Here is a 12,046-nt window from a genome sequence, read left to right as displayed (position 1 = left end):
GTCTGCTAGAATGCTCCGCCGCCTGTAACAGGCAGGCGGTTCACCGGCCGGCACGGTGGTGCGTCACAGCATGCACGATGGCCGTGCCATTACCCGTATGCGGTGCCTGGCAATGGATCAGGTGGCGGCATACCGAAAAGTGAGGTTCACGATGAAACAAGGTATCCACCCGGATTACAAGACGGTCAACGCGACTTGCTCCTGCGGCGCCAGCTTCGAAGTCGGCTCCACTGTCGGTCACGACCTGCACCTGGACGTCTGCTCTCAGTGCCACCCCTTCTACACTGGCAAGCAGAAGCAGGCTACCACCGGTGGCCGCGTCGAGCGCTTCAACAAGCGCTTTGGTGCTGCACTCAAGCGTTGATCGTCTGATGGGCGCCGTCGTCAGGCGACGGCGCAATGTCATGATGACGCTCGGGCTTTGCCCGTCACAAACCCGCCAGCATTGGCGGGTTTGTTGTATCTGGAGGACGCATCGCACCACGTTTCTGGGTATCGCTGTTGCGGCGCATCAATGCGTAAGATGTCGCTGAGGTCTAGTCTTCTAAGGACGCTTGCGTCGCTCGGCTGATGGATTCAGCGCTTTGTTAGACGTTGGTGCAATGCAGCAAAAGTTGTCGACATTGTCAGCGAACATCTTCAAACGAGCGTGTAAATATCGCTTTTGGTGCCAATGTTGAGAAATGGAATATTTTTCTATATTGTGTGGCCACGTTCCACAAGGATATCCGGACACCAAGCATGACAGACGCAAAGAAGCAGGCTGCGCTGGACTATCACGCACTTCCCATTCCCGGCAAACTGTCGGTCGAGCTGACCAAACCGACGGCCACCGCCAAGGACCTGGCGCTTGCCTATAGTCCTGGCGTGGCGGAGCCCGTGCGCGAAATCGCTCGGGACCCGGAGAATGCCTATCGCTATACCGGCAAGGGCAACACCGTCGCGGTGATTTCCGATGGCACCGCCATCCTTGGCCTTGGCAACCTCGGTCCGCTGGCCAGCAAGCCGGTCATGGAAGGCAAGGGGGTGCTGTTCAAGTGCTTTGCCGGCATCAACTCGGTCGATATCGAGGTCGATGCCGAGAGTCCGCAGGCGTTCATCGACACGGTGGCGCGCATTGCCGACAGTTGGGGTGGCATTAATCTCGAGGACATCAAGGCGCCGGAGTGCTTCGAGATCGAGCAAGCCCTGGTTGAGCGCTGCAAGATCCCGGTCTTCCATGATGACCAGCACGGCACCGCCATCGTGACGGCGGCGGGCATGCTGAATGCGCTCGACATCGCCGGCAAGTCGCTTGAGCAGGCGCGGATCGTCTGCATGGGGGCTGGTGCTGCTGCGATTGCCTGCATGAAGCTGCTGGTGGCTTGTGGTGCGAATCCCGCCAACCTGGTGATGCTCGACCGCAAGGGAGTCATCCATAGCGGGCGGGAAGACCTGAATCAGCACAAGGCGATGTTTGCGGTAGATACCGACAAGCGCACCCTGGACGACGCCATCGATGGCGCGGATGTCTTTATCGGCCTGTCCGGCCCCGGCCTGATGACGGCCGACCATATCCGCAAAATGGCCAAGGATCCCATCGTCTTTGCCTGCACCAACCCGGACCCCGAGATTCATCCCGATCTGGCCCGGGAAACCCGCCCGGACGTCATCATGGCGACGGGGCGGTCTGACTACCCCAACCAGGTCAATAATGTGCTGGGTTTCCCGTTCATCTTCCGTGGCGCGCTGGATGTGCGTGCAACTCGCATCAACGAGGAGATGAAGGTAGCGGCGGTCCATGCGCTCAAGGACCTTGCTCGCGAGCCTGTTCCTCAGGCGGTGCTGGATGCCTACGAGCGTGACGCCATGAGCTTTGGCCGGGAATACATCATTCCGACCCCGGTGGATGTGCGCCTGCTGGAGCGAGTGACCTCCGCCGTCGCCCAGGCGGCTGTCGACTCAGGGGTGGCACGCAAGCCCTATCCTTCGCACTATCCGCTGAAGACCATCGACGACGTCTACGGCAGCTGAGCGCCGTCTCAAGCGTGGCTCTCTGGTCATGCGGTAATGAAAAAGCCCTCCACTGGAGGGCTTTTTTGTATGGGCTTTTTTGTATGGGCGGGCTCGATCAGGGAGCGCAGTGCTTGGTGTATCGAGAGCGGCTGGTTCACCAACGCTGGCACGGGCGCTGATCCAGGCTGACGTCGTCTTAGAACTCGTAGCGTAATGAGGCTGACGTAATTCGATCCGTCCGTGCTTCGGCGTCTTCGGGTGGATCCGAGTTGTGCTTTATCTCATGCGACAGTCGCAGCGACATGTGCGCATTGATCCGGGTATCGAGTGCGGTGTAAGAGCGTAGCGTCGAGTTCTTGCGCGTGGTCTCGACCGAGAGTTCCTGTTCAAGACTGGCGCTGGCGCTCAGGATGTAGCCGGCTTCCATGGCGCCGTAGGCGACGGCCAGGCGCTGATCGTCCTCGTCGGGCAGGATGTCTGCGCGATAGCCTGGGCCTGCCTCAAGCTCAAGATGGGCACGGGGAGAGTCGAGGATCTGCCGGCCGTAACCGGTAATGGCGGTGAACTGATGATCGTAGCCGCTGAAACGGTCCTTCTCCCAGCGACCAAAGGCAAACAGATAGTGAGGACCCACCAGCTCGCGGCGCTGACGAAACGAGGTCATGTAGCGTTCGGCGCTGGTTTCACTGTCCTCGCTGGCATGGCGGGCTTCGGCCCGAAAGCGCGATAGCCAGGCGCCGTTGAGCCAGGTCAGCTGGGTCTTGCCCAGCACGGTCTCGGTGTTGGTATTGCCGGAGAGGCGGGTATAGCCAAATTCGACATGCCCGATAAAGTCGGGGGCGTCGTCGTTCGGCGCCGCAGGGGCGTAGAAGGAATCGGCCAGGGATGGCGATATCGGCACAAAAAGCCCAAAGAAGCACAGTGTGGCTGCCAGCGTGCGTAAGCGGGAAAGCACCATGTGGTGGTCACCTGGATAAGGCTAGGGGAAGAGATCAGGATGCCGCCATGGCGGCAGTCTTGCTTCTCCCCCGGGCGGGGGAGAAGCGACTTGCGGGATGAGGCTAGAAGATAGCTTCGTAGGCGCCAGTGCCCTGGGAGCCGCTGTGACGCTCCACGGCGCTTTCCACGCGACGGGGCTGGACACTGGGCATGTGATCTTCGTCGAAGATTTCCTCGATGCCACCGCCCTGGTTGTCGCCGAGTAACCGGCCGGTGTTGGCGTCTACGCGGGCCGTCACGATACCTGGCGGCTGCGGCGGAATGTTCTCCGGCTTGCCCGCCAGCGCCTGGCCCATGAAGTCGACCCAGATCGGCAGTGCGGCCTGGGCGCCGTACTCCGCCGTGGGAGTGTTGTCGTCCTTGCCGACCCATACGGTGGTGGCGTAGTCGCCGTTGAAGCCCGCGAACCAGGCGTCGCGCTGATCGTTGGTGGTACCGGTCTTGCCGACGATATCGCTGCGCTCAAGGGAGAGCGCGCGACGAGCGGTGCCGCGTTCGACCACGTCACGCAACATGTCACGCAGCAGGTAGACCGCGCGGGCATTGGCCACCCGCGGAGCGACTTCATAGGTCTTGCCGTCGATCTCGGTGGTGCTTTGTCCTTCCTCGCACTCACGGCATGCCACCCGCGGGCTTGCCTCTTCCACCAGCGTCTGTTGCTCACCCTGGGTAATCTTTTCGATAAACCAGGGAGTGACGCGGAAACCGCCGTTGGCGAGCACGGCGTAGGCATTGGTCATCTCCAGTGGCGTCAGGCTGGCGCTACCCAGAGCCAGCGACAGACCGTTAGGCAGACGCTCTCGGGAGAAGCCGAAGTCGACCAGAAAATCGATGGTGCGATCAAGGCCAATGCTTTGCAGCAGGCGGATGGTAACCAGGTTGCGCGATCGTGCCAGACCAGTGCGCAGACGGGTCGGGCCAAGGAAGTCGCCGCTGGAGTTCGATGGGCGCCACAGTTCGTTGCTGCCATCGTTGAGCACGACGGGGGCGTCGTTGATCACGGTGGCGGGGGTCACATCGCCGCTGTTGAGGCCTGCCAGGTAGATAAACGGCTTGAAGATCGAGCCCGCCTGGCGACGTGCCTGAATGGCGCGGTTGAACTTGCTGGCATCGAAGTCAAAGCCCGCCTGCAGGGCCAGAATCGCACCGGTCTTGGGATCCATCACCACCAGCGAGCCTTCCGCATCGGGCTGCTGGGAGAGTCGCCAGCTGTCGTCTTCGCGCTGCAGAATGCGCACGAGATCACCGCGACTGGCGATCTGGGAGGCTGCCGTGGGCTTGGCCCCACGATAGCGAGCGCTCTTGTAAGGTGCTGCCCACTCAAGGCCCGCCCAGTCCAGGGTGATCAGCTGGCTGTCGTGGGTAAGAACCTTCATTTCACGGCCATCGGTCGCCACCACAATGGCGGGCTCCAGGGGGCCGAAGGAGGGGGTGCGCTCGAGCACTTGCAGCCAGTTGCTGACGTCGCCATCGATGCCTTCGACCGTTGTCTGACTGCGTTCTGCGGCACGACGAGCGGTCTCCATCACCTCGGGTGAGCCAGACAGCTCTTCTTCCAGGCCAGTGCGCTCGGTCTGGTCCTGCGCTTCTGCCAGACTTTGCGGGATATCGGTGTCTTCCGGGCCCCGCCAGCCGTGGCGGGTATCGTAGGCGATCAGGCCATTGGCCAGCGCCTGGCGCGCCATGGGCTGCAGCTCGCTGTCGATGGTCGTGGTGATGCGATAGCTGCCGGTATAGGCCTCGTCACCGAAACGTTCGGTGGCAAACTGGCGCGCCATCTCCGCGACATAATCGGCCTGAACTTCGGCACGGGCGACGTGACGGCTAGCCGTGATCGGGGCCTGGACGGCGTCGTCGTAGGCTGCCTGGTCGATATACCCGAGCTCGCGCATGCGGAACAGGATCCAGTTGCGGCGAATCAGAGCGCGTTCGGCATTGGCCAGCGGGTTGAAGGACGAAGGCGCCTTGGGCAGCCCGGCAATCATGGCGCTTTCGGCCAGGGTCAGTTCGTCCAGCGGCTTGTCATAATAGACCTCTGCCGCAGCGGCAATGCCGTAGGCGCGGTGGCCCAGGAAGATCTTGTTGACGTACAGCTCCATGATTTCCTGCTTGGACAGAATCTGTTCCATCTGCAGCGACAGCAGGATTTCACGCAGCTTGCGGGTAAAGGTGCGGTCCAACGTCAGCAGATAGTTTCTCGCTACCTGCATGGTGATGGTCGAACCCCCGGACTGGGGCGTGCCGCCGCTGGTGATCAGCTGCTTGACGGCCCGCGCCAGCCCTTTCGGATCCACCCCCGGGTGTTCAAAGAACGCCGCGTCCTCAGCGGCCATCAGGGCCTGCAGCATGGGCTCGGGGATCTCATCGAAATCGACGGGCATGCGGCGTTCCTCGCCGAATTCGCCAATCAGCTGGTTGTCCCTGGTGTAGATGCGCAGCGGGGTCTGCAGCTCGAAGTCCTGCAGCTGGCGGACATCGGGAAGACCGGGCGCAAAATAGAGGGCGGCACCAACGACACCCAAGGCTGCTGCGGCGCCCAGTGAGATCACTAGCCACACGGCAGAGAATAAGAGCGTTCTGAGATACTTCATGAAATCGCGGTGTCCATGCTGAAAACGAAAACGGCGGGGTATATCACTGAAAAAGGCAATCCTTTGCGTCGGCCATTATAGGAACTGGGCGCAGCCGTCACCACCTTTGTGACGAATTACCCGCCTTGTTGCACAAAGTCGTGGCATAGATCAGTAACCTCTTGCCTACGGTTGGCTAGGCTGGCACCACGGTAATGTGCATCGGGTGCATGCCATAGCTGCGGATGCGACGACGACATGTGGTTTACCTCAAGGGCCAATGGCCTGGTGGGTGTGGATATCACGTCTGCCACGGTCAAGCTGATCGAGCTTGAGTCGGTAGCGGGTGGCCACCGAGTGGTCAGCCATGCGGTGGGACCCTTGCGCCAGGGAGCCGTGGTCGAACGCCGTATTCGCGATATGGGCGAGGTGATCGAGGTCCTGTCCCGTGTCGTCGAGCGCGCCGCCCCGCGCAGTCGGCATGCCGCCGTGGCGGTCCCTTCTGGAGCGGCGATCACACGCTTGCTGCGTTTCCCGGCGGACTTGAACGAGGACCAGGTCGAAGCCCGGATCGAGTGGGAGTCTGACAAGCACATTCCGTTTCCGTTCCGTGAGGTGGCATTCGACTTTCAATGCCTCGGTGAGTGTGTCGATGATCCGGCATTTCGGGAGTGGTTGCTGGTGGCGTGTCGACGCCACGATGTCGAGCAATTGACCCAGGCGCTGGAGGCCAGTGGGCTGGTGCCGGCCGCCGTCGATGTGGAGAACTTTGCCATCGAACGAGCCATGGCTGGGCTCTATCGGCGTCTGCAGATGGGGGATGAGGCCTTGGCGCTGGTGGATGTTGGTGCCTATCTCAATGCGCTGCATGTGCTTGAGGCAGGGCGGATCATCTATAGCCACGACAGTCTTTACGGCGGCATGCAGTTGACCGAGGCCATCCAGCGTCACTACGGCATGAGTCTTGATGAAGCGGGTTTCGCCAAGAAACGCGGCGGCTTGCCGGGGGACTATGGGCATGCCGTGCTGCTGCCGTTTCTCGATACCTTGATCGGCCATATCGAAAACTCGCTCCAGCTCTATCGCGTGTCGGGGGGATTTCGCCCGCTGAGTCGCCTGTTGGTGGCGGGGGGCACCAGCCTGATCGGCGGCTTCGCCGAACGGCTATCTGAGTCGATCGGATTGCCGGTCAGCCTGGTCGATCCGCTGGAGGGCATGAGCATTGCATCATCCCTGGACGTCGACGCCGTGCGCGCCGAGGCCCCCGCGCTGCTGACCGCCTGTGGCCTGGCGCTGAGGGGGCGGGCATGAGCCGGGTGCGCATCAATCTGCTCGATTGGCGCGACGCGGCCAGGGTGCGGCGTACCCATGGCTTCTGGCTGACGGTGGTCATGGCTGCAGCAGCAGGCGTGGGAGTGGCCTTGCTGGCGTCGCTGTGGCTGCAGTGGCAGCTGTCGTTGATGGCTGAGCGCGACCAGCACGTGCAGCAGGCGATGACGCAGCTCGAGGCAACGTCGCGGGAAATGGCGGACCTTGACCGGCAGCTGGCGCTGCTTGACCAGGAAGAGGCACTGCTGTCTCGGTTGCAGGACCAGCGTCGGCAGACCCTGGATGTGGTCAATGGTCTGGCTGCGACGCTGGTCAATAGCGTGCGTTATGACCGGGTCGAGCGCCGCGATGATGCGCTTATCCTCGAGGGGGAGGCGGTCGACAGTGCGCGCCTGGTCGAGCAGCTGCGTGCCCTTGAGCGAGTGCCGACGTTCCTGGAGCCGCAGCTGTCTCGGGTAGGGGCACAGCATGGTCGCCAGCACTTTGTCGTGCAGTTGCAGCTGGCGTCCCACGCCGTCGAGAGGCCAAGGCCATGATGCCGTCACTGGATAGGCGCAGGGCGGTGGGGCATGGGGCCGACGCGATAGCGGGGGTGCCATCATCGCGCTCCCGGTGGCTGCGCCTAAGGGAAGAGTGGCGTCGCTTGGGTGTGGTCGACTGGCGACGGTTGGAGCTGGGTGAGGCCGGGCGCTGGCCATGGATGTTGCGCGTGCTGGTGGGCTCCAGCGCCTTTTGCGTTGCGCTTGTTGTGACGCTGGTGTGCTACGTGCGACCGCTGGCGATACGCCTGGAGCAGCTTGAGCTGCAGGAGCAGCAGGCGATCGGGGAGTTTGAAGCGCGGGCGCGTGAGCTGGCGGAGCTGGATCGCATGAAGCGCGTGCTGGTGAATCTGGATCAGATGGTCAGCGAGCGTCGGCAGATGCTGCCGGATGGGGCTGATATCCCCTCGCTGCTTGAAGGTATCGGGGATGAGGCCAGAGCCCGGGGGCTGGCACTGCAGGAGCTGGCGCTGGGGCAGCCTCGTCCGCTGGCGCTCTATGTGGAGCGTCCCTTCGAGCTGCGGGTGCGGGGGGGATATCACGCCATCGGTGGCTTTATCGCTGACCTCGCCAATCTGCCGCGCTTGGTGACCATTCACGACTTCAGTCTGCTGCCCGTGGAAGGCCAGCTTGAGCTGAGTGCTCGGGTGCAGACCTACAGTATTGGCGATGCGTCGGCCGCCGCTGTGCGAGTCTCCGATGAGCAGGTACGGCGTCAATGAGCAGCCGCTGTCGGGGAGAGTTCACCCGTCTGTGGCTGGTTCTGGCCTGTGTCATGACGGGCTGTGTCTTGACGGGCTGTGAACACGACAGCCTGGAAGCGTTGGATGAACGACTGGCGGCGGCGCTGACCACCGAATGGCGCCAGCCGGCAGGAGAGCTGCCTGAGAGCGTTGAGCTTCCGATTCTTCACTACCTGTATGCCGAGTCGAGAAGCCCCTTTCGCTTCGCCGGCCAGGTGCAGCGCGATCCCCAAGGGTTGGCCGCCTTTGCTCTGGACGAATTGACCCTGGTCGGGGTGCTGGAGCGCCAGTCCCAGCGCTGGGCCTTGTTCGAGACGCCTGGAGGGCGGGTGCATGCCGTAATGGAGGGGCAGTCGCTGGCCTCTCCAGCGGTCAAGGTGGCGGCCATCGAACCCGATGCGGTCAGGCTGGAAGCCGATCATCCGGAGCATTATGCCTGGCGGGATCGCCTGGTGTCGGTGGGCGAAGGGCCAGCAGGGTCCGTCGTCGCCACAGCAACTCAATGACGCGGGGCGAACATGCAGAGACTGATGAAATCATGGCGCAGCCCGATGAAGGGCCGCAAGCACCGCAGGCGGGGGCTGTTGCTCTGGCTCGTGCCGGTCATCTTGGGAGTGGCGTCCTGCAGCGTGCAGGCGGCAGATTATCCGCAGGCGGACTATCAGGGCGCGCCGATCACGCTGAACTTCCAGGATGTCGAGGTGCGTTCCGTGCTGTCGGTGCTGAGTGACTTCACCGGCCTCAATATCGTGGTCAGTGATAGCGTCAGTGGTCGCGTCACGCTGAATCTCGATAACGTGCCCTGGGACCAGGCCCTGGAAATGGTGCTGCAGACCCAGGGGCTGGGTAGTCGCCGCCAGGGCGATATCCTGCTGGTGGCCCCGGTGGCGGAGCTTGCCGAGCGGGACCGACTCTCGTTGGAGGCCGCTTCTCGACGCGACCTGTTGGAGCCGCTGGTGACGGAGCATGTCGAGGTGCGCTATGCCAAGGCCAGTGAGCTGGCCGCGCTGCTGCGAGGTGAGAGTGGCTTTGGTCTGCTGACCGAGCGCGGCAGGGTCGCCACGGATCCGCGCACCAACACCTTGCTGATCCAGGATGTGCCGGCTCAGCTGCTCGAGATCAGAAGAACCCTGGCGCGGCTCGATGTACCGGTCAAGCAGGTACAGATCTCGGCGCGTATCGTCGTCGCCAGGGACAATACCGCCGAGGAAATCGGCGTCAACTGGGGTGTCAGCAGTCGCCATGGCAAGACCGTCGGCGATAGTGGGGATATCACCATCGGGGATGTGATTTCGGGCAATCGAGGGGATACCTACGGCGGCATGTCCGTGGACCTGGGAGATGCCCTGGAAGCGGGTAACTCTTTCAACATCGGCTATCTGGCCGGTGACGTGCTGCTGGACCTGGAGCTTCGAGCGCTGGAGAGCGAAGGCAAGAGCCAGACCATTTCCGAGCCCAGGGTGATTACTTCCAATCAGCATACGGCGCTGATCAAGCAGGGTACGGAGATTCCCTACCAGGAGTCCACTTCCAGTGGCGCCACCAACGTGGAGTTCAAGGAGGCCGTGCTGGCGCTGGAGGTAACGCCACAGATCACCGGTGACGACCGGGTGGTGATGGATCTGACCATCAACAACGATACCTTGGCCGAGCAGAGCATCGACGGCGAGCCCGCTATTGATACCAACGAGATTCAGACCCAGGTGCTGGTGGATAACGGTGAAACCGTGGTGTTGGGCGGAATTTTGACCACGCAGCAGCTGCATACCCTCTACAAGACCCCCTTGCTGGGTGACCTGCCGGTGCTGGGTAGGCTTTTTCGCTATACCGAGGACGTCAACGATAAGGTAGAGTTGTTGGTATTCATTACACCCCGGATACTCGACGACGGCCTGGCGAATCACTGATGCAGGATGTACCGAACCTGATTCTGATAGGCCCCATGGGGGCTGGAAAGAGCACCATCGGCCGCCTGCTGGCGGCCGAATTGTCACGTCCCTTCTACGACAGCGACCATGAGATCCAGGCACGCTGCGGCGCGGATATTCCCTGGATCTTCGATGTCGAGGGCGAGAGTGGCTTTCGCGATCGTGAAAGCAGCATGATCAGCGAGCTGGTCGATTACGACCAGGTCGTCATTGCCACGGGTGGTGGCGCCGTGCTGCGCGAGGAAAATCGACAGTGCATCCGGGAGGGTGGCACCGTCATCTATCTCTATACCACCGTGGAACAGCAGCTCAAGCGTACCGCCAAGGATCGCAACCGTCCGCTGTTGCAGCGCGGTGATCGCGAGCAGCTTTTGCGTGACATGTTTGCGCTGCGCGACCCGCTGTATCGTGCCACCGCCGACCTGGTAGTGCGTACGGATCGCCGCGGACCGCGCTCCGTGGTCAACGATATCGTGCGGCGTGTCCATCGTCTTCTCGACCCCCTGACTTGCAAGGCTTCCTCATGACCACCGCATCGATTGCTGATCCCTTGTCGTTGAACGTCTCCCTGGGAGAGCGTAGCTACCCCATCTATATCGGTGCGGGACTGATGGACCAGGGCGAGCGCCTGGTCTCGCACCTGTCCGGGCGGCAGGTGATGGTGGTGACCAATGAGACCGTGGCGGCGCACTACCTCGAGCGCCTGACGACGGCGCTCGCCCGGGCGGACGAAACGCTGCGTATCGAAACCCTGGTACTGCCCGATGGGGAGGCGTACAAGAATATCGAAGGGGTGTCGCGCATCTGGGATGCCTTGCTGGAGGCTGGCTTCAACCGCCGCTCGACGCTCGTGGCCCTGGGTGGCGGGGTGATCGGGGATATGGTCGGGTATGCCGCAGCGTCTTATCAGCGTGGCATCTCGTTCATTCAGGTGCCGACCACGCTGTTGTCTCAGGTGGACTCTTCGGTGGGAGGCAAGACCGGGGTCAATCATCCCCTGGGCAAGAATATGATTGGTGCCTTCTGGCAGCCCCGTGCCGTGCTGATCGATACGGCGACGCTGGCGACGCTGCCCCAGCGGGAGTTGTCCGCCGGGCTTGCCGAGGTGATCAAGTACGGCTTTATCTACGATCGCGCTTTTCTCGAATGGCTGGAGCAGCAGCTCGACGCGCTACGTCGGCTGGATGACGTGGCTCTGGCCACGGCCATCGAGCGTAGCTGTGCGATCAAGGCCGAGATCGTGGCCCTGGATGAAACCGAGCAAGGTGTTCGGGCGCTGTTGAATCTGGGCCATACCTTTGGTCATGCCATCGAGGCCCATATGGGCTACGGTGCCTGGTTGCACGGCGAGGCAGTGGGAGCGGGCATGATGATGGCTGCCGACCTGTCGATGCGGCTCGGATTTATCGATAGCGAAGCGGTCGACCGCACACGGCGGCTGATCGAGCGCTGTGGTCTCCCGGTGTCGGCGCCGGCCGAGATGAGTGTGGAGGACTTCGTGTCACGCATGAAGCTTGACAAGAAAAATCTCGACGATCGCATTCGACTGATCCTGCTGCAGGAGCTCGGCAAGGCCTGCGTCCATGATCAGACGCCATCCGCGGTCCTTCACGATTGCATCAAGGAGTTCCCGCGTTGCTGATGCTGGGCTGCGGCAGAGGGTAGTGCCCGACCGGTTTTGCTCGAGCGTGGATCGCCGGCGCCCGCCATTGTGCGGGCGTTTGCGTGTCTGAGGGTAGCGTCGCTCGCGACAGACTGATGCAAGGGGGGGGGCTCCGTCAGTCTGTCAGCCAGTCACAGGCAATCAGGGCGGATGGCGAGCAGGTTCACGAACAGCGTTCATGCGTCGATCAGTATGTCATATGCCTGATCGGCATGGGGTGTCGACAGTTTTTACGACTAAAGTCTAGTGGCGAAATCGGGGTAGTCGAACTTGCTGGAAA

The 12,046-nt window shown here is 62.2% G+C and carries 11 protein-coding genes; 9 read left to right on the top strand and 2 right to left on the bottom strand.

From position 1 onward, the window contains the following. Positions 1 to 151: 151 nt before the first annotated feature. Positions 152 to 364 carry a 50S ribosomal protein L31 gene (gene rpmE, locus KUW18_RS03305; RefSeq protein ID WP_206940235.1) on the top strand — a complete coding sequence of 71 codons (213 nt, stop codon included), beginning with the start codon at positions 152 to 154 and terminating at the stop codon, positions 362 to 364. A 377-nt stretch (positions 365 to 741) separates the two neighbouring features. Continuing rightward, positions 742 to 2,013 (top strand): malic enzyme-like NAD(P)-binding protein, encoded by a 1,272-nt coding sequence (locus tag KUW18_RS03300; protein WP_206940233.1) that lies wholly within the window; start codon positions 742 to 744, stop codon positions 2,011 to 2,013. 178 nt (positions 2,014 to 2,191) lie between these two features. Here KUW18_RS03300 and KUW18_RS03295 read toward each other — a convergent pair whose 3' ends face one another. Further along, positions 2,192 to 2,953 (bottom strand): YdiY family protein, encoded by a 762-nt coding sequence (locus KUW18_RS03295; RefSeq protein WP_206940232.1) that lies wholly within the window; start codon positions 2,951 to 2,953, stop codon positions 2,192 to 2,194. 103 nt (positions 2,954 to 3,056) lie between these two features. Then, on the bottom strand, positions 3,057 to 5,585 hold the full coding sequence (locus tag KUW18_RS03290) for a penicillin-binding protein 1A (RefSeq protein ID WP_206940230.1): 2,529 nt from the start codon (positions 5,583 to 5,585) through the stop codon (positions 3,057 to 3,059). A gap of 237 nt (positions 5,586 to 5,822) precedes the next feature. Here KUW18_RS03290 and pilM point away from each other — a divergent pair, with 237 nt between their 5' ends. Genes pilM through aroB form a run of 7 tightly spaced genes read left to right on the top strand, consistent with a single transcriptional unit; the run spans position 5,823 to position 11,745 of the window. After that, the gene (pilM, locus tag KUW18_RS03285; RefSeq protein WP_206940228.1) at positions 5,823 to 6,875 is read left to right on the top strand and encodes a type IV pilus assembly protein PilM; all 1,053 of its coding nucleotides are present in this window, start codon (positions 5,823 to 5,825) and stop codon (positions 6,873 to 6,875) included. Continuing rightward, on the top strand, positions 6,872 to 7,429 hold the full coding sequence (locus KUW18_RS03280) for a PilN domain-containing protein (RefSeq protein WP_222560810.1): 558 nt from the start codon (positions 6,872 to 6,874) through the stop codon (positions 7,427 to 7,429). Before pilM ends, KUW18_RS03280 begins: the two co-directional genes overlap by 4 nt. Then, positions 7,426 to 8,154: a type 4a pilus biogenesis protein PilO gene (locus KUW18_RS03275; protein WP_206940224.1), complete on the top strand. Its 729-nt coding sequence runs from the start codon at positions 7,426 to 7,428 to the stop codon at positions 8,152 to 8,154. The genes KUW18_RS03280 and KUW18_RS03275 overlap by 4 nt, the downstream gene beginning before the upstream one ends. Beyond that, a complete protein-coding gene (locus KUW18_RS03270; RefSeq protein ID WP_222483397.1) occupies positions 8,151 to 8,681 on the top strand; it encodes a pilus assembly protein PilP in 531 nt (176 codons plus the stop codon). Before KUW18_RS03275 ends, KUW18_RS03270 begins: the two co-directional genes overlap by 4 nt. A 24-nt stretch (positions 8,682 to 8,705) precedes the next feature. Beyond that, positions 8,706 to 10,082, top strand: a complete 1,377-nt coding sequence (locus KUW18_RS03265) for a type IV pilus secretin PilQ (protein ID WP_315900635.1) — start codon at positions 8,706 to 8,708, stop codon at positions 10,080 to 10,082. Further along, positions 10,082 to 10,630, top strand: coding sequence for a shikimate kinase AroK (gene aroK, locus KUW18_RS03260; RefSeq protein WP_206940219.1), 549 nt, complete (start codon positions 10,082 to 10,084; stop codon positions 10,628 to 10,630). The genes KUW18_RS03265 and aroK overlap by 1 nt, the downstream gene beginning before the upstream one ends. Then, entirely contained in the window at positions 10,627 to 11,745 is a 1,119-nt protein-coding gene (gene aroB / locus KUW18_RS03255; RefSeq protein ID WP_206940217.1) for a 3-dehydroquinate synthase, read from the top strand. The genes aroK and aroB overlap by 4 nt, the downstream gene beginning before the upstream one ends. Positions 11,746 to 12,046 lie beyond the last annotated feature (301 nt).

This window comes from Halomonas sp. DP5Y7-2, from assembly GCF_019802025.1.
GTDB classification, from domain to species: Bacteria; Pseudomonadota; Gammaproteobacteria; order Pseudomonadales; family Halomonadaceae; genus Halomonas; species Halomonas litopenaei_A.
This window is presented reverse-complemented; position numbering and strand designations above follow the sequence as displayed.

What these genes read in the sequence shown, in the direction of transcription:
- rpmE (WP_206940235.1), top strand. Translation starts at nt 152, where the DNA reads ATGAAACAAGGTATCCACCCGGATTACAAGACGGTCAACGCGACTTGC.
- KUW18_RS03300 (WP_206940233.1), top strand. Translation starts at nt 742, where the DNA reads ATGACAGACGCAAAGAAGCAGGCTGCGCTGGACTATCACGCACTTCCC.
- KUW18_RS03295 (WP_206940232.1), bottom strand. Translation starts at nt 2,953, where the DNA reads ATGGTGCTTTCCCGCTTACGCACGCTGGCAGCCACACTGTGCTTCTTT.
- KUW18_RS03290 (WP_206940230.1), bottom strand. Translation starts at nt 5,585, where the DNA reads ATGAAGTATCTCAGAACGCTCTTATTCTCTGCCGTGTGGCTAGTGATC.
- pilM (WP_206940228.1), top strand. Translation starts at nt 5,823, where the DNA reads ATGTGGTTTACCTCAAGGGCCAATGGCCTGGTGGGTGTGGATATCACG.
- KUW18_RS03280 (WP_222560810.1), top strand. Translation starts at nt 6,872, where the DNA reads ATGAGCCGGGTGCGCATCAATCTGCTCGATTGGCGCGACGCGGCCAGG.
- KUW18_RS03275 (WP_206940224.1), top strand. Translation starts at nt 7,426, where the DNA reads ATGATGCCGTCACTGGATAGGCGCAGGGCGGTGGGGCATGGGGCCGAC.
- KUW18_RS03270 (WP_222483397.1), top strand. Translation starts at nt 8,151, where the DNA reads ATGAGCAGCCGCTGTCGGGGAGAGTTCACCCGTCTGTGGCTGGTTCTG.
- KUW18_RS03265 (WP_315900635.1), top strand. Translation starts at nt 8,706, where the DNA reads ATGAAATCATGGCGCAGCCCGATGAAGGGCCGCAAGCACCGCAGGCGG.
- aroK (WP_206940219.1), top strand. Translation starts at nt 10,082, where the DNA reads ATGCAGGATGTACCGAACCTGATTCTGATAGGCCCCATGGGGGCTGGA.
- aroB (WP_206940217.1), top strand. Translation starts at nt 10,627, where the DNA reads ATGACCACCGCATCGATTGCTGATCCCTTGTCGTTGAACGTCTCCCTG.